Origin of the sequence: Acetobacter sp. P1H12_c (assembly GCF_018811975.1) — a bacterium.
In the GTDB taxonomy this organism is placed as follows: Bacteria; Pseudomonadota; Alphaproteobacteria; order Acetobacterales; family Acetobacteraceae; genus Acetobacter; species Acetobacter persici.
This window is the reverse complement of record NZ_JACRVR010000008.1, coordinates 13,652-36,008: the sequence shown is the minus strand read 5'-3', so window position 1 is coordinate 36,008 and position 22,357 is coordinate 13,652. Positions and strand designations below refer to the sequence as shown.

The 22,357-nt window shown below is 61.9% G+C and carries 16 protein-coding genes; 8 read left to right on the top strand and 8 right to left on the bottom strand.

Annotated elements, in window-relative coordinates; translation table 11 throughout:
- The first annotated feature begins 46 nt into the window (after positions 1–46).
- The gene (locus tag KP699_RS06795; RefSeq protein ID WP_215762074.1) at positions 47–2,665 is read left to right on the top strand and encodes a mechanosensitive ion channel domain-containing protein; all 2,619 of its coding nucleotides are present in this window, start codon (positions 47–49) and stop codon (positions 2,663–2,665) included.
- Positions 2,658–3,416: a 2OG-Fe dioxygenase family protein gene (locus KP699_RS06790; protein ID WP_215762073.1), complete on the top strand. Its 759-nt coding sequence runs from the start codon at positions 2,658–2,660 to the stop codon at positions 3,414–3,416. Before KP699_RS06795 ends, KP699_RS06790 begins: the two co-directional genes overlap by 8 nt.
- 81 nt (positions 3,417–3,497) lie before the next feature.
- Here KP699_RS06790 and KP699_RS06785 read toward each other — a convergent pair whose 3' ends face one another.
- The 8 genes from KP699_RS06785 to KP699_RS06750 form a co-directional block, all read right to left on the bottom strand.
- Positions 3,498–4,739 (bottom strand): glycerate kinase, encoded by a 1,242-nt coding sequence (locus KP699_RS06785; RefSeq protein ID WP_252346853.1) that lies wholly within the window; start codon positions 4,737–4,739, stop codon positions 3,498–3,500.
- A 279-nt stretch (positions 4,740–5,018) separates the two neighbouring features.
- Entirely contained in the window at positions 5,019–5,876 is an 858-nt protein-coding gene (gene nadC, locus KP699_RS06780) for a carboxylating nicotinate-nucleotide diphosphorylase (RefSeq protein ID WP_215762071.1), read from the bottom strand.
- Positions 5,877–5,922: 46 nt separating this feature from the next.
- Entirely contained in the window at positions 5,923–6,915 is a 993-nt protein-coding gene (nadA, locus tag KP699_RS06775; RefSeq protein ID WP_215762070.1) for a quinolinate synthase NadA, read from the bottom strand.
- Positions 6,916–7,026: 111 nt separating this feature from the next.
- The gene (locus KP699_RS06770) at positions 7,027–9,258 is read right to left on the bottom strand and encodes an FUSC family protein (RefSeq protein WP_086656303.1); all 2,232 of its coding nucleotides are present in this window, start codon (positions 9,256–9,258) and stop codon (positions 7,027–7,029) included.
- 156 nt (positions 9,259–9,414) lie between these two features.
- Entirely contained in the window at positions 9,415–9,948 is a 534-nt protein-coding gene (locus KP699_RS06765) for an adenine phosphoribosyltransferase (RefSeq protein ID WP_077930816.1), read from the bottom strand.
- 84 nt (positions 9,949–10,032) lie between these two features.
- The gene (locus KP699_RS06760) at positions 10,033–12,264 is read right to left on the bottom strand and encodes an ATP-binding protein (protein ID WP_215762069.1); all 2,232 of its coding nucleotides are present in this window, start codon (positions 12,262–12,264) and stop codon (positions 10,033–10,035) included.
- Between the two features lie 59 nt (positions 12,265–12,323).
- Positions 12,324–13,607, bottom strand: a complete 1,284-nt coding sequence (locus KP699_RS06755; protein WP_025827105.1) for a multidrug effflux MFS transporter — start codon at positions 13,605–13,607, stop codon at positions 12,324–12,326.
- Between the two features lie 130 nt (positions 13,608–13,737).
- Positions 13,738–14,442 carry a TVP38/TMEM64 family protein gene (locus tag KP699_RS06750; protein WP_215762068.1) on the bottom strand — a complete coding sequence of 235 codons (705 nt, stop codon included), beginning with the start codon at positions 14,440–14,442 and terminating at the stop codon, positions 13,738–13,740.
- A gap of 117 nt (positions 14,443–14,559) precedes the next feature.
- Here KP699_RS06750 and KP699_RS06745 point away from each other — a divergent pair, with 117 nt between their 5' ends.
- The 6 genes from KP699_RS06745 (at position 14,560) to mrdA (ending at position 22,355) form a co-directional block, all read left to right on the top strand.
- On the top strand, positions 14,560–15,606 hold the full coding sequence (locus KP699_RS06745) for a COX15/CtaA family protein (RefSeq protein ID WP_212375777.1): 1,047 nt from the start codon (positions 14,560–14,562) through the stop codon (positions 15,604–15,606).
- A 275-nt stretch (positions 15,607–15,881) separates the two neighbouring features.
- Positions 15,882–17,471 carry a 2-isopropylmalate synthase gene (locus KP699_RS06740; protein ID WP_212355119.1) on the top strand — a complete coding sequence of 530 codons (1,590 nt, stop codon included), beginning with the start codon at positions 15,882–15,884 and terminating at the stop codon, positions 17,469–17,471.
- 197 nt (positions 17,472–17,668) lie between these two features.
- The gene (locus tag KP699_RS06735; RefSeq protein WP_025827108.1) at positions 17,669–18,715 is read left to right on the top strand and encodes a rod shape-determining protein; all 1,047 of its coding nucleotides are present in this window, start codon (positions 17,669–17,671) and stop codon (positions 18,713–18,715) included.
- A gap of 171 nt (positions 18,716–18,886) precedes the next feature.
- Positions 18,887–19,792: a rod shape-determining protein MreC gene (mreC, locus tag KP699_RS06730; protein ID WP_215762067.1), complete on the top strand. Its 906-nt coding sequence runs from the start codon at positions 18,887–18,889 to the stop codon at positions 19,790–19,792.
- Positions 19,793–19,804: 12 nt separating this feature from the next.
- Positions 19,805–20,371, top strand: a complete 567-nt coding sequence (locus KP699_RS06725; RefSeq protein WP_237592347.1) for a rod shape-determining protein MreD — start codon at positions 19,805–19,807, stop codon at positions 20,369–20,371.
- Between the two features lie 19 nt (positions 20,372–20,390).
- On the top strand, positions 20,391–22,355 hold the full coding sequence (mrdA, locus tag KP699_RS06720) for a penicillin-binding protein 2 (RefSeq protein ID WP_215762066.1): 1,965 nt from the start codon (positions 20,391–20,393) through the stop codon (positions 22,353–22,355).
- The last annotated feature ends 2 nt before the right edge of the window (positions 22,356–22,357 follow it).

Sequence of the window (22,357 nt, the reverse complement as noted above, 5' to 3'; positions counted from 1 at the left end):
TGTGCCCCTTTCCTGATCGATATTTTCAACAAGGATACGGCACGTTATGGCGGCAGAGAGCCTGCACCAGAGCACGACCCGAGCCTCCACGGCTTCTCCCCTTTTCTCCCCGGTCAGATTTGCCCTCGGGCTCTGCTTTATCTGTCTTCTGGTGTTCGGGATTGCGCCCCGGCTGACCAGTCAGGCTCTGGCGGCGGAAACCGCTGCTGCCCCCGCCGCCACGCCAGCGCCCTCTCCGGCCGGCACGCTCAGCCGTCAGGATGCGGAGCAGCTCCTCAGCGTTCTGAATGACCCAAAGAAGCGGCAGGATTTCACCAATACCCTGACGCTGATGGCCAAAGGGCTCCCCGTTGCGCAGCCCGCCGCACCAGCCGCCAAAAAAGATACCCCGACCGCGGTGATTGATAGTGATGTCCATTCTGAACTGGACAGCCTGACAAGCTCCCTGCACGGCTACACGCAGAACTTTACCGCCCTGTTCAAGGACCTCAGATCCGTCGGGTTCTGGTTCCATCAGCAGATCAGTAATCCGCAGTCCCGTCAGACGCTGATTGATGCCTTCAGCCGTGCTCTGATCATCATGCTGGTGGCACTCGCGCTGGAGCGCGTCTCCAGCATGCTGCTCAAAAAGCCGCTGAATGCCGTCACGGCCCATGCGGAAGCGCGTGAGCGGAAGCAGGATGCCGCCGTTGCGGTGGAAAATGTGCAGGCTGCCACCTCCACCCCGGATGGGGACAACACCAAGACCCGTGCGGATGACCAGCGGCGACGCAATGAGGTCATGCGCTACCTCATCCGTGTGCCCTACAATATCCTGCATTTCCTGCTCAAACTTCTGCCCGTGGCCGTCTTTTTCGGGCTGGGCTATCTGGGGGCGGAATTCCTGACCACCACCCAGCAGGCCAGTATCGTCACCATCACGCTGACCAATGCGTATGTCATTGCCCGCTGCCTGTATCTGCTGGTGGAAACGGCTCTGGCCCCGCGCTCTCCCGCGATCCGTCTGGCCCCCGCCAGAGATGAAACAGCCCGGATGCTCACCCGCTGGTGGAACGTGCTGGTCGCAGCGCCCTCACTGGTGATCTGCCTGTCCACGCTGGGCAGCGAGTTCAATATGGCCCCCCGCGGCACAGAAGCCATGCTGCGCGCCGTGGTGCTCATCCAGCATCTGCTGATTGCCGCCTTTATCTGGCGTGTACGCCATATTGTAGCCAATGCGCTCCAGCCGTCTGATGCCATGCGCAAAAAAGCCTTCTGGGCCTTTGTGGGCACGCTGGCGCGCTTCTGGTGGATTCCGGTGCTGTTTCTGGATATCGCGCTGTGGTTTGTCTGGGCGGCCCATCTCAAGGGCGGGTATCAGTGGATTCTGCGCGGCACGGGCATGACCTTTGCCTTTCTGGTGCTCTCCCGGCTGGTGGCCGTGCTGGCTTACGGCATGCAGGACCGTCTGTTCCGCGTCAGTGAGGCCGTGGAAGCCGAATATCCCGGCCTCCAGAAACGGGCGGACTACTATTACCCGTTTGTGCGCCGTGCGCTGACTATTGTGATCGCGTTCATGACGTGTGTGATCATCACGCAGAGCTGGGGCCTGCCGAGCTTCCAGTTCTTCTTCCACTCACCCCTTGGCTCCCGGCTTGTCGGCGCAGCACTCAGTCTGGCTATCGGGGCTACAATTGCCGCTCTGGCCTGGGAAGTGATCAATGGCCTGCTGAACAAGCAGATTGACCGCTACACGTCCTCCTCTCAGGCCTCCCGCGCAACGCGTCTGCGCACGGTGCTGCCCATTATCCGCACTGTGCTGCTGGCCATCATCATCATCGTGGTGTCCGTCACCACGCTCTCACAGATTGGTATTAACGTGACCCCGCTGCTGACCGGTGCCGGGATTATGGGTGTGGGTCTGTCGTTTGGTTCACAAAGTCTGGTGAAGGACGTTATCACCGGGTTCTTCATGCTGGCGGAAGATGCCATTCAGGTGGGGGACTGGGTCACCACGGGCGGCGTGTCCGGCACGGTGGAACATCTGTCCATCCGCACACTGCGGGTGCGCTCCATTGACGGGGACCTGCACATCATCCCCTTCTCCTCCGTGACCTCCATTGCCAATACGGGCCGCGGCTTTAACCAGATTATCGTCAAACAGGTGCTGGATCTGAGCGAGGATTCCGTCAAGGTTGCCAAGCTGATGGCCAGCGTTGTGGCCCAGATGCGCAAAGAGGACGCCTTCAGCCACATGATCTTCTCGGACTATGCGGATCTGGGGGTTGATAAAACGGACAGCAACGGCGCGGTTCTGGTCGGGGCTATCAAGACCGCACCGATGATGAAGTGGAAGGTGCAGCGCGAGTTCTACCGCCGTCTGGCCAACCTGATGGTGGATGCTGGCGTGAAGTTCTACACACCAACCTCCTATTACACCACGCCGCCGGGCAACAGCATGCATCTTGCTGTGGATGATGTGCCGGATGCGCTGGTGCCCGCCACAGCCCATGCCCCGCAACCCAGACCCGGCACAGCACAGCCTGTGCCTCAGCCAGCCTCCCAGCCCTCCGCTGCGGATGCACAGGCGATTGAAGCCGCAGAAAAATCTGACGCAGGCCTGCAAAAGCCTGAAGATGAAAGCTCCCCGGCTGCTGCTTTTGGAGAAGGTCCGCCCCATGCCTGACACCCTTCCGCACGCCCTCCCGCCAGCAGCCTTAAAACCGCTGGAAGCCCTTGAAGCGCCGCTCGGCCAGAACGGCTTTGCCTATGAGCAGGCTGCGGCCGTGCGCCCGCTTCTGGAACAGTTCGGGATGGAACGATGGGAGGAGTTTGCGGAAAGCTGGAACCATCTGGGGGTAGACCGCTATATGGCGGATGGTGGCCGCTACCGCCGCCGCCGCCACGCGACTTTTACGCTGACGGAAGAGCAGATCCTCCGCAAACCTCACCAGCCGCATTATCAGAGCCGCGATTACAACACGCTCAATGGCGGGATTGAACGCTGGTTTAAAGCCATTACCCCCGCCATTGGCGAGCATCCGGCGCTGCGGGCCATCCTGCGCCTGACGCAGCATATTGCGGATGATCTCACCCCGCAGGACCAGCGCCCCGTGGCCTGGCATGCGGAAGTGCATCAGTTCCGGATTGAGGCCAGCCCGGATTCAGCCGGTCGCCCCACGCCGGAAGGACTGCACCGGGACGGGGTGGACTGGGTGTGCGTCATGATGGTGCGCCGGGAAAACATTGCGCGCGGTGAGACCACAATCCATGACCTCAACCGCCAGACAGTCGGCAGTTTTACCCTGACGGACCCGATGGACACCGCACTGGTGAATGACAGCCGGGTGTATCACGGCGTGACCCCCGTCCAGCCGGTGAATCCCGACCGCCCGGCCTACCGGGATGTGCTGGTTGTGACCCTCCGGCACGAATAATTCCGGACGGACGGGCGGGCGGATGGACCGCCCGCCCCACCCCGGCCAGAGCCAGAGCCAGAGCCAGAGCCAGAGCCAGACTTACAGAACCAGAACCAGACGAATGTCGTTGACATTCGTCAGTGTCGGGCCGGTCATCACGAGGTCATCCAGCTCTTTAAAATAGCTGTAGCTGTCGTGCCGTTTGAGAAAATCTTCGGCACTCAGGCCCATAGCGGTGCCACGAGCCAGTGTGTGGGGGCCGATCAGGGCCCCAGCGGCATCTTCCGTGCCGTCAATACCATCACTATCCCCCGCCAGCGCCCAGATCCCCGGTTCTCCGGCCAGACTCTGCGCGCAGGCCAGCAGAAATTCCGTATTACGCCCCCCCTTGCCCGGTTTTTCACCGGACCGGATGGTAACGGTCGTCTCCCCACCGCTGAGCAGCACAGCCGGGGCCGCCACGGGCTGACCGTGCTGCCGGACGGAGCGCGCCATACCGGAGAACAGAATTCCGGCAGAACTGCTTTCCCCTTCCAGCGCATCCCCCAGAATAATGGGTGTGACCCCTGCCCGGCGCGCGACGTCTGCTGCGGCTTCCAGCGCGAAGAACGGGGTTGCGATCATCGTCAGGCTGTTGCGCTCAGCAACCGGCGGGGGGGCCTGACGGTCTGCCCCGGCCTCACGCTGGAGCAGGGCCTGCGCAGCGGGCGGCAAAGTGATGTCATATTTACGGATAATCCGCAGCGCATCCTCCGCCGTTGTTTCATCCTGCACGGTCGGGCCGCTGGCAATCACCGCCGGATCATCCCCCGGGACATCACTAATCACGAGAGTTGCCACCCGCGCGGGGTAGGCGGCCTGCGCCAGACGGCCACCTTTAATAGCCGAGAGATGGCGGCGCACGGTATTCATTTCCGTAATGGTCGCGCCGGAATGGAGGAGCGTGCGGGCAATCTGCTTTTTTTCATCCAGCGTGATGCCCTCGGCAGGCAGAGCCAGCAGGGCGGACCCGCCGCCGGAAATCAGCGCAATAACCAGATCATCCGCCCCCAGCCCTTTGACGGTGTTCAGAATATCCCGCGCAGCCTGCTCACTCCGTTCATCCGGCACAGGGTGGGAGGCCTCCAGAACGCGGATGGACCGCGTGGGCATGGCATGTCCGTCGCGCGTGACCACTACCCCTTCCAACGACACATCCGGCCATGCGGCTTCCAGTGCTGCGGCCATGGAGGCCGCCGCTTTGCCAGCACCGACCACAATGCAGCGCCCTGCAGGCTTTTCCGGCAAAAACCGTGCCAGAACCTCAAACGGGCTGGCGCTCGCCACCGCAGCATCAAACATCTCACGCAGGAAAACCCGCACACGGGAGTCCGACCAGTCTTCCGCCGGGCAGGATGATGCAGGGGTTAAGGACTCAGACATAAAAGGCGGCCTCTCGTTTCTCAGGCATCATCCCATGATGTTCCGGCACGGACACCCATGGGATCAGGACTACGCAGTGTAAACCAACGCGAAACCTGCCCCAAGGGTGTCAGAAAGGGCAGAGAGACAGCAAGCCCCGAGCATCATTTTTTTGTGAAACTGTCCAGATTTTCAGGGGATCTTCTTTTCAGGCGGTCTTCAGAGACTCTTTTCAAAATCCAGACCGAAATCGAGCGCCTTGACGGAATGGGTCAGCCAGCCAACGGATAAAAGATCGACCCCGGCCTGCGCAATGGCCGCGGCGGTCTGGGGAGTAATGCCGCCCGAGGCTTCCGTCAGCAGGCGGCCGTTGATCATCTCCACGCATGTGCGCAGCATCGGCACCGGCATGTTGTCCAGCAGCACAGCATCCACCGGCTCACCGGCCAGAACCTCCTGCAACTGCTCGGGCGTATCGACCTCAACTTCAATTTTCACCATATGACCCGCCGCTTTGCGCGCCCGCGCCACGGCCTCATGCACGCTGCCTACCAGCGCGATATGATTGTCCTTGATCAGAATAGCATCATCCAGCCCCATCCGGTGGCTGATGCCTCCGCCGGCCCGCACCGCATATTTTTGCACCGCCCGCAGGCCGGGCAGTGTTTTACGGGTGCAGCACAGCCGGGYTTTTGTGCCCGCCATACTGGCCACAATCGCCGCTGTGGCGGTGGCAATACCGCTCAGATGTGAGAGAAAATTCAGCCCCACGCGCTCGCCCGTCAGGATGGACCGGGCAGACCCTTCCACCACGGCCACCACATCGCCCGCTTCCAGATGCGTGCCGTCCATCTTCAGGCGCTCAAACAGCAAAGACGGGTCCATCAGATGAAAAGACAGTCTGGCCAGATCCAGCCCGGCCAGAACACCCTTTTCCCGGCAGCGCAGGGAAACCCGGACCCGTTCCGTGCCTTTCAGCACCGCGTTTGTCGTCAGATCCCCTCCGCGACCCAGATCTTCCAGCAATCCGGCCCGCACCAGCGGTTCCAGCATGATATCGGGCAGAGCAGGCAGCATGATGTTCTCATTCTCTGTTTTTAAAAATGCAGGCGGAAGACTGTCCTCAGACGGCCAGCATCCGCTCGATCGACAGGCGGGCACGGTCCGCCACGCTGGCATCCACCGTAACTTCCACTTCCGTCTGTTCCAGTGACTTCCGGATGGCGGCGAGGGTGATGTGCTTCATGTGCGGGCACAGATTGCACGGGCGGACAAATTCGACCTCCGGATGGTCCACCGCCAGATTGTCGCTCATGGAACATTCCGTCACCAGCAGCACACGCCCGGCCTGACCGGACGCCACAAAGTCTGACATTCCAGCGGTCGAGCCGGAAAAATCGGCTTCCGCCACCACCTCCGGCGGACATTCCGGGTGCGCCAGCACAACAAGGCCAGGATATGCGGCCCGCCATGCGCGGATTTCTTCCGGCGTAAAGCGCTCATGCACCTCACAATGGCCTTTCCATGTGATGATTTTTACCCCGGTTTCCTTCGCAACATTCTGCGCCAGAAATTCATCCGGGATCATGATCACTTCATCCACACCCAGACTTTCAATCACCTTGCGGGCATTGCCGGATGTGCAGCAGATATCGCTCTCAGCTTTGACATCGGCCGACGTGTTGACATACGTCACCACCGGCACGCCCGGATAACGCGCACGCAACAGCCGGACATCCGCCGCGGTGATGGAGTCCGCCAGAGAGCACCCGGCCTCAACAGAGGGCAGAAGCACCGTTCTGGAAGGGTTCAGCAGTTTGGCGGTTTCCGCCATAAAAGCGACGCCCGCCATGACAATCACATCGGCTTCCACCTCCTGCGCCTTGCGCGCCAGAGCAAGGGAATCCCCCGTGACATCCGCCACACAATGGAAGATTTCCGGCGTCTGATAGTTATGCGCCAGAATCACCGCGTTATGCTTTTCCTTAAGCGCCAGAATAGCCGCGATATCTTCAGAAAAGGCAGGCCACTCCATGGCCGGAATAACATGGCTTACCCGTGGGTACAGGCTGTCGGCCTGTTCTTGCCAGAATGACGTCTGAGAGGAGGCGGTCATTATGCAGGATCCGTCTGAACAGAAAGAAACAGGATATCTCTTTACGTAAGCGCACCAAAACGGGGCGGGTCTCCGTGCATGCCCGCTGGCACAGCAAGAGTCAAAACACGGTCAGGAAAACGCCTTGTCGAGATAAGGGGAAGAGGCATCAAAAAAGTCCTGATTCTGCTCCAGTTCCGTGGCAATAACCCGCAGACTGGCCAGCGCCCGCAGCATTTCAACACGCACGGACAGATTTGTTTCCACCTGCTCACGCTGCACCAGATACGCCACCGCCAGACGGGTGGCGCGGGCTGTGCGCCCATACTGCCCGCCATACCGGCCTGTAAACCGCTGCATCCGGTTCATCATGGCCTGCGTGGCGCGCTGTGCGCCCGGCGGCAGCACGCCCTGCGCCAGAATGGCCCGCAGCCGCAGCACATTCAGCCCGATGGTCATGCCGGACAACACGCCGCTCAGATACCGGTTGAGCACAAAGGATTTTTTATCCGGCGTCATGCTGGACAGGCGCACAAACCCGTCCACACTCCGCCCCACCACTTCCGCTGGCAGTTCCGGCACGCGCTGGCTGGCCAGCCGCCGCAGGGAACGCAGAATGGTCAGCCGCAGGTCCCATCGCAGGCCGTCCGGGTCAAACGGCAGGAATACCCGGTACATCCACATCGCAAACACCATGGCCAGCAGGAGCGGGAGAGCGGTGTTGAAATACAGGATTTCATCCATCCGGCCCTGATTAAGCGGGCCGACCAGAATAGGCAGGAACAGGTTATACGCCACCGCCGCCAGAATAAGCGGCAGATACGCAAAGGCCAGCCCACCCACCAGCATGGGCACGGCCAGACACAGGGCCAGCATCTCATACGTGGTGGGTTGCGCCAGCACCCACAAATCCAGCAGCCCGCACATGCCGATGACGCAGATGGTGCCGTGCAGGAACGCCTTTGTCGCCATGGCAGGCTGCTCCAGCGTGGAGAACAGGGCGCAGACAATGGAGACAAACATCATGAATGTCAGGCCATCCGGCCAGGCTGTCGCGACCCAGATCAGCCCGGAACAGAAAATGGTGACAGACGCGCGCAGACTATTGGTAAAGGCCATCCGCCAGTCCCGGTAGGTCCGCATGGCGTAGCGGAAATGGTCATGCGGCTGCGGGTTGCGGCTCATATCAAACTGCTCAAGAGCCAGCCGCAGTTCGTCCATCATCTCACCCAGCTTGTGCAGAAGCTGGCCCTGCCGGGAGATCACGCGCTCTTCCGCGCGGTCAACGGGCACATGCATGGCCGCGACCATTTCTTCATCCAGACAGGAGGCCGCAAGCTGGCGGCAGGAGGCACATAATTCGTCCAGATCCTGCAAAACCGGCGTAATGGACTGCCCCTGATCCAGACGCCCCGGCAGCGTTTGCAAAAAATGGCTCACATCCGCAGCAGTCTGCTGATAATGCCCGCCATTGCTGTCCGGCACCTGTAGCAGGGCCGCAAGATCCAGCCCACGGGACATCAGGACTGTCATGGCGGCAAGGGCTGCGCGCGCGTGGTCGCCCTCATGCTTGTGTTTGCCCATCTCAATTTCGGCAAACTCGACCTGATCACTGAGCGTCAGAATGGTGGAAAACACTTCCGGCGAGGTGGTGACGGAGTGTTTATCCCCTTGCAGCAGGCTCCCCAATGTGCGCGTTACCCCGCCCAGCGCCTGCACAAAATTGCTGGCCAGCCGGTTTCTGGCGCGGTTTTCCAGCCGATACTGGAACAGGGAGGAAATGGTGGTTTCCACCACAATGCCCAGCGTGATGTAGGTAGCGCGCGCCATGGCAATTTCAAAAATATGGTCCGGGGCCAGAACACCATCCAGCGCAATAATGGCGTAGGTAAAACCGGACGCCCGCATACCGTGAATCCGGTAGTTAGTCATGGCGGCGGGGCCGGGCAGCAGCGTGCCGATAAAGCAGAACGCCCCGATCCCCCCGGCCAGACAGAACAGGTAGAGCAGCGGGGCCTGTGGCATGCAGGCCACCAGCACAATGGCGCAGAGTGTGCCCACCACCATGCCGAACATATGCCAGCGCGCTTTGGCAATGGATTTGCCGCGCGTGCCCTGCGCCACCATCCAGACCGTGAGCGCGGCCCATTGCGGGCTGCCAAGCTCCCACCACAGGGCAATGCCCAGGGCGATCAGGGCGGAAATGGTGGTCCGCAGTGCGTAGCCAAAAGAGAGGAGGTCCGGCGCGTACAGCCAGCGAAAATGGTCAAGTTTGCGCGGCGGGCCAGACCCCAGCAGAGTCTGGCGCGCAATTTGCGCACAGGCCTGCCAGAGCTGACCGGGGTGGAGCGCCGCACGCCTCATGCAGCACGCAGCCAGACATCGTTTAAGGAAAGACCTGCCATGCTGTGTTCATAGCGCAGGCCCGGCCAAAAACGTATTCACACCTTAACTATGCCGCTATGCCTGACAGGCAGGCGTCCCGGCCAAAAATAATAAGCCAGAAAGACGCCGTGAACATCAGTCCTCGTAAGACAGCAGGGTCTTCACCGGAGCGTCCACCTTTGCGCGTCCGCCAAGGCCTGTCAGTTCCACCAGCACGGACGCACCAACAACCTGCGCTCCGGCTTTTTGCAGCAACGTCACGGAGGCAGCCAGCGTGCCGCCTGTTGCCAGCAGATCATCCATCACCACAACGCGCTGGCCGGGTTTAATGGCGTCGGCCTGAATTTGCAGAGTATCGCTGCCATATTCCAGATCATAGGTATGGGAGATGGTCGCACCCGGCAGCTTGCCCGGTTTACGCAGCATCAGCATCCCGCAGCCAAGGCGGTCCGCCAGCGGGGCGGCAGTCAGAAACCCGCGGGATTCCACGGCGGCCAGCATATCCGGCTCCCACGGTGCAATCTGGCGGGCCAGACGGCCCATGGCGATCTGCCAGGCATCCGGTTCCCGCATCAGCGTGGAAATATCGTAAAACAGGATACCCGGTTTCGGAAAATCCGGAATGTTCCGAATATAACGCTTCAGGTCGATATCCTCGTGCTGCGTCATGGCCCGTGGTGTCCTTTCCGATGGTTTTTTGCGGCACTCGCTCTAGCCCGCCCCTCCCCCTTCCGCAAGAGAGAAGCGGTGGGGTCAGACTCCCGCCCGCGCACTCAGCGCCGTGGTAACGGCCTGCATCAGCCCGTCCCTGCGGAACGGCTTGGCCAGCAGCCGCGCGCCTTCCAGCGCGCCGGGCGGGGGCGGGCTGTCCGCCGTAATCTCACCCGACATATAGATAACAGCCAGCCCGGCATCCCGCCCGGCCAGCACGCGGGAGAGGGTGACCCCATCCAGCGGGCCGGGGAGCTGAATATCCGTCACCAGCAGATCAATCCGCCCTTTGGCCGCCGCGGCAACGTCAAACGCCTGCTCACCATCGCCCGCTTCCAGCACCCGGTGCCCGGCCATGCTCAGAATGGTGACAACAATATCACGGATCGCGGCATCATCTTCCACAACAAGAACCTGCATCTGACGCTCCTGTACCTGTGCGACCGGCTGAGATTTAGGCAGCACGACCTCTTTCACATCCGTGACGGCCCGTGGCAGCCACAGAGAGACTTCCGTGCCGCTGGACGAGCCGGTGGCAACTACAACACGCCCGCGCACCTGCTGAGAAAATGCCAGAACCATGGCCATGCCGAGCCCCGTGCCTGCCCCTTCCCCTTTGGTGGTGAAGAAGGGCTCAAACAGATGCGCCAGCACCTCCTTCGTCATGCCGCAGCCGCTATCAATCACGTCCAGCCGCACCCAGTCCCCGGCAGTCAGGGGCGTTGGGTCAGACACCACACGCATGGTGCGGCCTTCTTCCACCGGCAGGCTCATAAGGTCCGCATTGACGGAGAACGTCACATTCCGGGCCGCAATCCGCAGGCGGCCGCCTTTGGGCATGGCATCCCGCGCATTGATGGCGAGGTTCAGCACCGCACTTTCAAGCTGGGCCGGGTCCGCACGGACAGACCACACACCCGACACATCCCCACATTCCACCACAATACGGGAACCGATAATGCGCCCGAGCAGGCCGCTCAGAAAGGAAAACAGATCAGCCAGAGAGAGCGAATCCGGTGTGGAACTCTGCCGCCGCATGAAGGAGAGCAACTGGCCTGTCAGCGCCTCGGACCGCCGTCCGGCGTGGGTCGCGGCGGAGAGATATTCCTGCCGCTGCTCCACATGGTCCGGCTGGTCATGATCCGCCGCGAGTTCCAGATTGCCGAGAATCACGGTGAGCAGATTTTTGAAGTCATGCGCGATCCCGGCCGTCAGCTGGCCGAGGGCGCGGAGTTTCTGAGCTTCACCCAGAGCGCGCTCACTGCGCAGGCGCAGCGTGATATCCGCCGCCGTCAGCACAAAGCCCCGGCGCTCAGCCGCGCCGTCGGGCGCAAAAAACAAAGTGCGGCACAGTTCCAGATCCGCGCCGTTAATCCCGTGACATTCCACCATGACCGGCGGCGCGGATTCGCCCTTCAGCAGACTGGCCTCAATATGTTCAAACGGCTCCAGCAGCGGCACACCGCCCACCACCAGAACCGCACTCAGCTCCTCATAGGACAGGCCGAGTTTCAGAAAGTCCTTTTCCAGCCCCAGCACGGTGCCCAGCTGCTCGTTCCAGTGCCACAGCCGGCCATCCGCCCCGAACAGGGCAACCCCCAGACTGAGGCTGTCCAGTGTGGCGCGCAGACGCAACGCCAGATCCCGCGAGGACGCCTCGGCCCGGGCTGCGGCCAGAGAGGAACGGTCCAGAACCCAGCCTGCGGAAATCAGGCTGAGAACACCCGTCAGAATCCCCAGAAGGCCCAGACGCCGCTGCCAGCTTGTATTGCGCACCATGTTGGCCACACGGTCTGCCTGATCCAGCGTGCTGACGCGGCTGAGCACAGACAGATTATCATCCAGCGTGCCCAGAACCTGCTCACCCCCTTCGGGGATGGCACCGCCAGCGGTTTTCCAGCCTGCAATCTGTGTCAGGGCACTTTCCACCGCGTTCAGCGGTTCGGACCGTTCCCCGCCTTCCCGCTTCTGGACGGCCTTAAATCCCGTAAAGTCCTGCCGGGCCGTGGAAAGCTGGGCTATGGCGCGCTCATAACAGGTCTGGTCCCGCTCCTGCCCTTTGGCCAGCCAGGCGTAATGGCAGATCCGGGCCTCACTGGTGGCATGGTGCAGATTGCGCAGGTAACTGCCCGCCGCCGTGCTCTGGCGATCCAGATCACCATGGCGGGCCATTTCATTCCCCAGCTCAATCCCCATTGTGCCGAATGTGACAATAAGCAGACCGGCGCCAATCAGCGCCAGAATATGCGCCCGTCTTGCGGGATGCCGTGCCATGCCGTCCTAGCTCCGTCTTCCATTGCCTGCGGCGTCAGGGCCCAGCACCCGTATCTGCCTCAGTCGCTCTGCTGACCGCTTGTGCTGCGCAACCCTCCGGGCCGGAGCGCGCACATGACCAGCATCATTACTGTACCCAAAAACATACAGCCCGCCATAGGCAGAGCTGAGGTTGTGGGGAACATCCCCAGTACCGCACCGGCCAGCGCGCCCAGCACATACTGCATGGTGCCCGCCAGAGCCGCAGCCGCCCCTGCCAGAGAGGGATGATCCGCCAGCGCACCCATCATGCCATTGGGGAAGATAAAACCCGTTGGCGCAAGGGTGAGGACCATCGCGGCAATAAGGAACCACACTTCATAGTGGGTACGCCATTCCGCTCCTGCATACCAATCCCCCCACAGGCTGACAGCCACCACCAGAGCGCCGCCCAGCACCGCCACCAGCACCGCCATAACCAGCAGGCGGGCAGAGTCGATCCGCCCCACCAGCAGGCCGTTCAGCTGGGACGCACCGATCATAAATACGGAAAAAATGCCAAACAGCATGGAAAACCGGAACGGCGTGAACCCGAAGATCTTGATAAAAACAAACGAGGCTGCCGTAAGGTAACTGAACTGCATGAAGGTGGAAAAGCCGGTGATCAGCGCGTGAGAGCTGAAAGACCGGTCCCGCAGCAGGGTCAGATACCGGGTGACGAGTGTCATGGGGGAGAGGGAGACGCGCTTCTGGTAGGGCAGCGTTTCAGGCAGCACCCACAGCACCAGCGCCACGCACAGCAGCCCATACACTGCCGAAGCCCAGAAAATGATGCGCCAGGACGTAACGGCCACAACCATCCCGCCCAGCATGGGGGCCAGAATCGGCACAACGCCCATCACCATCACCAGCTGGGACAACATTCTGGCCCCGGCATTCCGGTCCGGCACAATATCACGCACGCATGCGGTCGGGATCACCAGACTGGCCGAAGCCCCGATAGACGCCACAAACCGCGCAATGGAAAAGGTGATGATATCCGGCGCAAACGCACAGACGGCGGAGGCCAGACCGTAAATCAGATTCCCCGCCAGCATGGGCCAGCGCCGCCCGTACCGGTCCGCCAGAGGCCCCATGGTAATCTGGCCGATGGCAAGCCCCACAAACCAGATGGATAACGTCATCTGCACATTGCCCGCCGAGGTATGAAGCGACTGCTCCATGGCGGGGAAGGCTGGCAGATAAATATCAGTGGAAATGGGGCCAACAGCGGTCAGAAACCCCAGCAGGAGCGGCAGCCAGCGCGGGACTCCCTGCGGAAAAATGGCAGAAACAGGCTCTCGTGAGACGGTGGCAGATGCCATCGTAGCGCTCCGGAAAGAAAAAAGAGGGCAGAGGAAGAACTGAACAGGACATCGCCCTGACAGGACAGAGAGAAAAGTGAAGAACAGAAATGCAGCATCAGTGTAATGCCGCCCCGCAGGCGCGGAATGCCTACGCGTCAGGCTGACCCGTCTGGCTGGAGTCCTGCACAATACGGCCAACCTGCGCCCGGCGCAGCAGCCATACACCCAGCACGCCAGAGGCCACAAACAGCCCTCCGCCAAGCACAAACTGCCAGACGGCGTCAAGCCGTACTCCGGCCCCCAGCAGCACCGCCACCACATTCTGCGGCAGGCCACCCAGCACCGTCGCCGCGGCAAACGGCAGCACGCCTATGCCGGAAACACCGCCCAGAAGATTCAGCAGCAACGCAGAGCCGACCGGCAACAGCCGCAAGGTCAGAATACTCAGAAACGGCTGGCGGCTCAGCATGGCATCCAGCCGGGCAAAACGCGCACCCAGCCGGGCCTGCGCCCACTGCCGCCCGCCCCAGCGCGCCCAGAAAAACCCGGCAACACACCCCGCGGTGGAGGCCAGGGTAATCATTACCGTGCCTTCTACCGCGCCATAGGCCAGCCCGGCGGCAAACCCCGCCACCTGCCGTGGCAGGCCAAACGCACACCAGACAGAGGCCCCCGCCAGAAACACCACGCGCCCCCATACGCCATCCCGCAGCAGGGCCGTACTGTCCAGCACATGCCGCAGCCCCGGTACGGCGCGCAGCAGCACCGCACCGGCCACCAGAAAGGCCAGCATCAGCGCGGGGCGCAAAAACCGCAAAACAGGCCCGGAGGCGGAGGGAGATGTCTGTTCCATCCTGCCGGCTGGTACCATCTTCTTGCCGCCAGCCGCAAGCAGGGTTTAAACCCCGTTTATCAGACACAACACAGGCCAAAGGGTGCCATGTCCTCCTCTCTTCCGCGCTATGCCGATATGGCCCCCAACCATCGCCGCCTGATTTCCAACTGGCTGTTCCTGCTGTGCTTCATGCTGCTGGGGATGATCGCCATTGGGGGTGTGACGCGGCTGACCGGCTCTGGCTTGTCCATTATGGACTGGCAGCCCGTCAGCGGGTTTATCCCTCCTCTTTCTCATGCGGAGTGGGAACGGCTGTTCGCGCTGTATCAGACCATCCCGCAATATCACCTCCAGCATGAAGGCTTCGGTCTGGAAGGATTTCAGCGCATTTTCTGGGCGGAGTGGATTCACCGCTTCTGGGGCCGCCTGATGGGCCTTGTGCTGCTGCTGCCGCTTATCTGGTTTACCATCCGGGGCATGATTACCCGTGCGCTGGCGCTGCGGCTGTTTGTGTTCTTTATCCTCGGCGCCATGCAGGGGGCCATTGGCTGGTTTATGGTCGCCTCCGGCTTCCGCCCGGACAGCACGGCGGTGGAGCCGGTGCGGCTGGTGCTGCATCTGAGCGCCGCCCTTGCCCTGTATCTCGCTATTTTGTGGACGGCACTGTCCATCCGCTGGCCCACACCGCAGACTGTGGCAGCCTCCCCCGGCGGCACGCTGACAAAGCGGCTGGTCTGGCTGGCTCTTGGGCTGATCTGCATTACCATTGTGGCCGGTGGCTTTACGGCGGGCACCCATGCCGGGTTTGTCTACAACACCTTCCCGCTGATGGATGGCCACCTGATTCCGGCTGAGTATGCCCGCCTCTCCCCGTTCTGGATGAATCTGGTGGACAACAAAGCCGCCATCCAGTTTGACCACCGCCTGCTGGCCACCCTGACGGCCCTGAGCATTGGCGCGGTTCTGCTGGCTGGGCTGCGCAGCACAACCCTTGGCAGCAAGGCGCATAATGCCATCATGCTGCTGGGCTGGGCCGTGCTGATCCAGTATGCGCTGGGCGTCACCACCCTGCTGCTGGTTGTGCCCGTCTGGGCGGGTGCGGTGCATCAGACATTTGCTGCCGTGCTGCTGGGGGTCATGCTCTACACGCTGCATTGCCTGCGCGGACAGCGCGCAAACTAGAGTTGCTTTTACAGAATCCCTCTGTATTGTGCCCCGCATGAATTCCGTCTGGTTCACGTCCGAGTCTCTGCTGTGCCGCACTGCGGCGCAGGCGGGCGGCGTGGCCACGCGTCTGGACCTCCTTCTTCGACTAATCAGCCCCTGAGCGATCCGGGCGGCTTCATGCCGTCGCGCTTAGGGGAAAGACGAACAAGCCCTTCGTATCCGTAGCCGGATACCGGTGTGCCTCACCCGCATGCCAGCCCCAGACAAGACCGATTTCAAGGACGTTTCCGATGTCAGCCACACCCCACATCATCAATCATCCCTCCTTTGGCCGCCTGCCTGCCGACCGTGTCATTATTTTTGACACCACACTGCGTGATGGCGAGCAGTCCCCCGGCTTCTCCATGAATCTGGCGGAAAAGCTGCGCATGGCGGAAGCTCTGGCCGCACTGGGCGTGGATGTGATGGAAGCGGGCTTTCCCGTTGCCTCCAGAGGTGACTTTGACTCCGTGCATCAGATTGCCCAGCACACCAAAGGCGCTGTGATCTGCGCGCTGGCCCGCTCGGGTGGCGCGAAAGACATTGCCGCCGCCGGTGAGGCTCTGGCCCCGGCGGAACGCAAGCGCATTCACAACTTTATCTCCACCTCTCCCCTGCACATGAAATACAAGCTGCGGATGGAACCGGAGACTGTTCTGGACCTGATCACCACCGGCAACACCGCCGCCCGCAATCTGACGGATGATGTGGAATGGTCTGCGGAAGATGGCTCCCGCACGGAACCGGACTTCCTGTGCCGCTGCGTGGAAGCCGCTATTAAAGCCGGCGCCACCACCATCAACATTCCCGACACCGTGGGCTACGCCACGCCGGAGGACATGGAACGCATTTTCTCCATGCTGCTGGCGCGCGTGCCGGGGGCGGATCAGGTGATTTTCTCCGCCCATAACCACAATGACCTCGGGCTGGGCGTTGCCAACACGCTGGCCTCCGTGCGCGGCGGCGCACGCCAGATTGAATGTACCATCAACGGCATTGGTGAACGGGCGGGCAACGCCGCGCTGGAAGAAATCGTCATGGCGCTGCGCACGCGGCATGACCAGTATCCCTTCACCACCGGGATCCATACGGAAAGCCTGCTGAAGGTCTCCCGGATGCTGGCCACTATCACCAGCTTTGATGTCCAGCCCAACAAGGCCATTGTCGGCCGCAACGCCTTTGCGCATGAAAGCGGCATCCATCAGGATGGCGTGCTGAAAAACGCCGCGACCTATGAGATCATGACGCCGGAAAGCGTGGGCTGGACCCGCTCCTCCCTGATCATGGGCAAACATTCCGGCCGCGCCGCCTTCCGCGATAAGCTGAAAGCTCTGGGCTATGGTGATCTGGATGACGCCAAGCTGAATGACGCCTTTGCCCGCTTCAAGGATCTGGCCGACAAGAAAAAGGCCGTTTACGACGAAGATATTGTCGCACTGGTGGATGATGAAGTGCGGGATAACGAGCATATCCGGTTTGGCGCCCTCAGCCTGACCTCCTGCTCCGGCAAGCCCTCCTCCGTCACCCTGTCCCTCACGGTTGATGGTGAGACGGTTGAAGCCGACGCCACGGGCAACGGTCCGGTGGATGCCGCCTTCAATGCGCTGCGTAGCGCGTTCCCGCATGACGCCCGTCTGGCGCTGTTCTCCGTGGGTGCCGTCACGGAGGGGACAGACGCACAGGCCCGCACCACCGTACGTCTGGAAGAAGACGGCAAACTGGTGGATGGTCAGGGTGCGGATGCCGATACCGTCGTCTCCGCCGTACGCGCTTATGTGCATGCGCTGAACAAACTGCTGGTCAAGCGTGACCGTGCAGAACCGGAAGAACTGACCGCCTGAAAACGCCCCGCCAGCCCGGTTCTGTTATACCAGACCGGGCCGGTATAATTTTAGGTAGTTTATTGCTTCAGGGTCTTGTCTGGGTGGTTGCACCCCGGTAAGCCCTGCCCCCATATAGAAGCTGATTATCAGAGTATGGTCGTTCGCGCGCCTGCGGTCAGGCACGTACGGCATCCTCCCCAAGCCAGGAGTGCTGGATGTTCTCTCGTTTGCTCGGTCTCATGTCCGCCGACATGGCTATTGACCTGGGTACTGCCAATACCCTCGTCTACGTCAAAGGACGCGGCATTGTACTCAATGAGCCGTCTGTGGTGGCCATTGCCGAGGTGCGGGGCAAAAAGCAGCTTCTGGCTGTGGGGGATGAAGCCAAGCTGATGGTTGGCCGGACTCCGGGCAACATCACCGCCATCCGCCCGATGCGTGATGGTGTGATTGCCGACTTTGATGTCGCGGAAGAAATGATCAAGCATTTCATCCGCAAGGTCCATAACCGCCGCGCCTTTACCAGCCCGCAGATTATTGTGTGCGTGCCCTCCGGCTCCACCGCCGTTGAGCGCCGCGCCATTCAGGAAAGTGCGGAAAGTGCCGGGGCACGCCGCGTGTTTCTGATTGAAGAACCCATGGCCGCCGCCATTGGCGCGGGCCTGCCGGTGACGGAACCGTCCGGCAGCATGATTGTGGATATCGGCGGCGGCACGACGGAAGTCGCCGTGATTTCTCTGGGCGGCATTGTCTATGCCCGCTCCGTGCGCGTGGGCGGAGACAAGATGGATGAAGCCATTATCTCCTACATCCGCCGTACCCATAACCTGCTGATTGGCGAAAGCTCCGCCGAGCGCATCAAGATCAAGCTCGGCTCCGCCATGATGCCCGATGACCCGGAAGACCCCGGCCCGTGGCTGGACGTGAAGGGGCGTGACCTGATTAACGGTGTCCCGCGTGAGGTGCAGGTCTCTCAGGCCCAGATTGCCGAAAGCCTGCTTGAACCTGTCAGCCAGATTGTGGACGCCGTAACCACGGCTCTGGAAAACACGCCGCCGGAACTGGCGGCTGATATTGTGGACAAGGGCATTGTGCTGACCGGCGGCGGCGCGCTGCTCTACCGCCTGAACGAAGTGCTACGTCTGGCAACCGGTCTGCCGGTAACGGTCGGGGAAGACCCTCTCTCCTGCGTGGCGCTGGGGACGGGCCGTGCGCTGGAAGAAATGAAGCGCCTGCGCAACGTCCTGACAACCATGTATTAATTGTCACGTTTTTATCATACTACGAGTCCCCTTCCGTCCGGAAAGGGGGAACGCGGCACACTATGTCAGCCCGGCTGATGGAAAGGATGCATGCCACTTTATGTGGAGAACACGCAGACACGCCCTGAACGCACACACGGAGTCTGACCCAGCACAGGTGATGGAGGCCGCATGATTCCTGTCTCCATCCAGATGCGTCAGGCACTGGGCAAGCTGGTGTTGCCACTGCTGGTTCTGCTGTCCATTGGCATCATTATTGCCGGTCAGGCAGACCGGAAACTGGCTGACAAGGCCCGCATGACCGTGGCCGACGGGCTGGCCCCGCTCTGGGGGCTGATGACTGCGGCCCAGCACCGGGTGCAGGCTGTCAGCACCAATCTGAGGGAAGCCGGACGCATGGCGTCCGAAAACGCACGTCTCCAGACTGAAAATGACAATCTGCGCCGCTGGTATGATGTCGCCGTTTCCCTCACGCGGGAAAACGATACGCTGAAAACCGCCCTGCACTGGATTCCCGAACCGACACCGGCCTTTGTCACCGGCCGCGTGGTGGCGGATAGCGGCGGCATTTACGCCCGCGCTGTTCTGCTGGTGGCGGGTACGGACAGTGGCGTGCGCGTGGGGAATGTCGCGCTGGCCGCCAACGGGCTGGCGGGCCGCGTGACGGAAACCGGGGCACGGTCCTCCCGCATCCTGCTGATTACCGATATCGCCAGCCGCCTGCCCGTCACGCTGGACGCCAGCCACGCTACCGCCATTATGGGGGGAGATAACACGCCCCTCCCCCGGCTGATGTATTACGCGCAGGATACCCGGCCCATTGAAGGTGAACGAGTCGTGACGAGTGATCAGGCGGGTGCTTTTCCGGCAGGGCTCCCTATCGGGACGGTGCATTATCTGCATCCCGGCCGGCCCGTTGTGGTACCGTTTGCCCAGCTTGACCACCTGACGATGCTGCGGGTGTTTGACTTCGGTCAGGCACTGATCGACCCGCCAGATGCGCCCGGCCATGTGCCGCTGGCCCACCCGCGACAGACGCTGACCCTCCCCCTCAAGACCCTGCTTGGTCAGGGCTGAGGATCAGGCGGGATGATACCAGATCCTTCCATGAGCGCGTGGGAGCCGGAAATCCGGCCCCGCCAGACCCTGTGGCAGCGGCTTGACCACGGGGCACGCCACCTGCTGCCCTCGCTCTTTATCGCGCTGATCATCATCTTTTTCTCGGCCCCGCTGAATATTCCGGGAGCAGCGGAACTGCTGCCTGCTCTTGTTATTGCGACCGTTTTCTTCTGGTCCTTCTGGCGGCCCTCCGGCATGTCCGGTCTGGCGGTATTTCTGCTCGGTCTGTTTATGGATCTGGTCGGTTTTACGCCGCTTGGGGTCAGCGCCTTTATCCTGCTGCTGGTGCATGGCGTGGCCTTTTATGCCCGCTTTGGCCTGATGCGCCTGAACTTCCTGCTGGTCTGGGGTGTGTTTGCACTGGTGGCGGCAGGGGCATGCCTGCTGCAATGGGGGCTGGCCTGCCTGTTCCGGCTTGCCATGCTGGACATTGCCCCGGCTTTGTTTGAGGCTCTTCTGACCATTGGGGTCTATCCTCCGCTGTCAGCCCTGTTCTCATGGGTTCTGCACAGGCTGGATGAAAAGGAAGACCCCTGATGCTGCCCGGAGACGTGCCATGCGGCTGAGGCGTCGCAGGCGGGAGAGCAACCGCCTGATGCCCATCAAAAACCAGAAGGACCCCGGACGCGGTGTGTTTACGCGCCGGGCCCTGCTGTTTATGGCCGTGCAGATGGGCGCTCTGGGGGAACTGGCGCACAAACTCTACCAGTTGCAGATTAAAGACGGAGACCGCTACGCCCGCATGGCGGCGAGCAACCGTGTCAGCAAACGCTATCTGGCACCGCCGCGCGGGCGCATTGTGGACCGTTACGGCGTGGCGCTGGCCAACAACAAGGAAAACTGGCGCGCTTTGCTGATGCCGGAAGAGACGACCGACGTCGCCGGCACCATTGAACGCTTTTCCACCATCATCCCGCTGGATGAACGGGACCGCACCCGCATCGCGCGGGAAATGCGCCACCAGCGCCGCTTTATTCCTGTCATGCTGCGTGACTTCCTCTCATGGGAGGAAATGGCGCGGATTGAACTCAATGCGCCCTCGCTCCCCGGTGTGCTGATTGATGTCGGCACCCGGCGCGTCTACCCGGAAGGGGAATTGCTGGCGCATCTGATTGGCTATGTTGCTCCCCCAAATGAACGCGATGTCGCCCGGTCCGCGCTGCTGGCTTTGCCCGGCATGCGCGTAGGCCGCGCCGGGGTGGAGCAGAGTCAGGATGAAAAACTGCGCGGCACGGCGGGCTCCGTGGAAATGGAAGTCAATTCCGTCGGCCGCGTGATGTCCGAGCTGAACCGGGTGGAAGGCGTGCCCGGCGCGGAAATCGGCCTGACGATTGACCGCGGGCTGCAACAGAAGGTTCTGAGCCGCATCGGGGAGCAGACAGCCTCCGCCGTGGTGATGGACTGCCGCAATGGCGAGGTGCTGGCCATGGTCAGTACGCCCTCGTTCGATCCGTCACTGTTTGATAGCGGTGTCAGCCATGCCCAGTGGATTGAGTGGACCAATAACGAGCGCACACCGCTGATCAACAAGGCCGTGGCCGGTGTGTATCCCCCCGGCTCCACGTTCAAACCCGCGGTTGCCATGGCCGGGCTGCAATCCGGCCTGTTCTCCCCGACGGACAGAGTGTTCTGCCCCGGCCATCTGGATGTGGGAGGCACCCGCTTCCACTGCTGGTCCCGCTGGGGGCATGGCTCGGTGGACCTGCATCAGGCGCTTAAATATTCCTGTGACGTCTATTTTTATGAAATGGCCCGCAGGGTCGGCATGGACCGCATTGCCGAGACCGCGCACCAGTTCGGTCTCGGCACGGCGCTGGATATTGAACTGCCCCACACCCGCACCGGGCTGATTCCCACCCCTACATGGCGGCAATCACACCACCATCACTGGAACGGGGGCGATACCATTGTCAGCGGTATCGGGCAGGGCTTTGTGCAGGTCACGCCCCTGCAACTGGCCACCTATACCTCCCGCCTTGCGACGGGCCGGGCCGTGCAGCCGCATCTGGTCCGCGCCATGAATGGTGATATCGGGCCGGAGGCCACGCCGGAACACTGGCCGGACCTCGGCATGCCCGAAAAATATCTCTCCGCCCTGCGCGGCGGCATGTTTGCCGTGGTGAATGAACAGCACGGCACCGCCCCCAAGGCCCGCCTCAGCCTGCCCGGCATCACCATGGCCGGCAAGACCGGCTCCGCACAGGTACGCCGCGTCTCCCGTGCGCTGCGTGAGAGCGGGCACTTCAACTCCGCCAATCTGCCATGGGAATACCGCCCCCATGCGCTGTTCATCTGCTTTGCCCCTTATGATGCCCCGCGCTACGCCGTCTCGGTCGTGATCGAACACGGCAATACCGGCGCGGATGCCGCCGCCCCGCTGGCGCGGGACATCATGACGGACACCCTGCTGCGTGACCCGGTGAACCACCTGACCCCGCCGCCGGAAAGTGTTGCAGATGCGGCAACCCCGGAGGCGGAAACGCCTGCTCCGGACGCCCCGCCTGCGGACACGCCTGAATAACC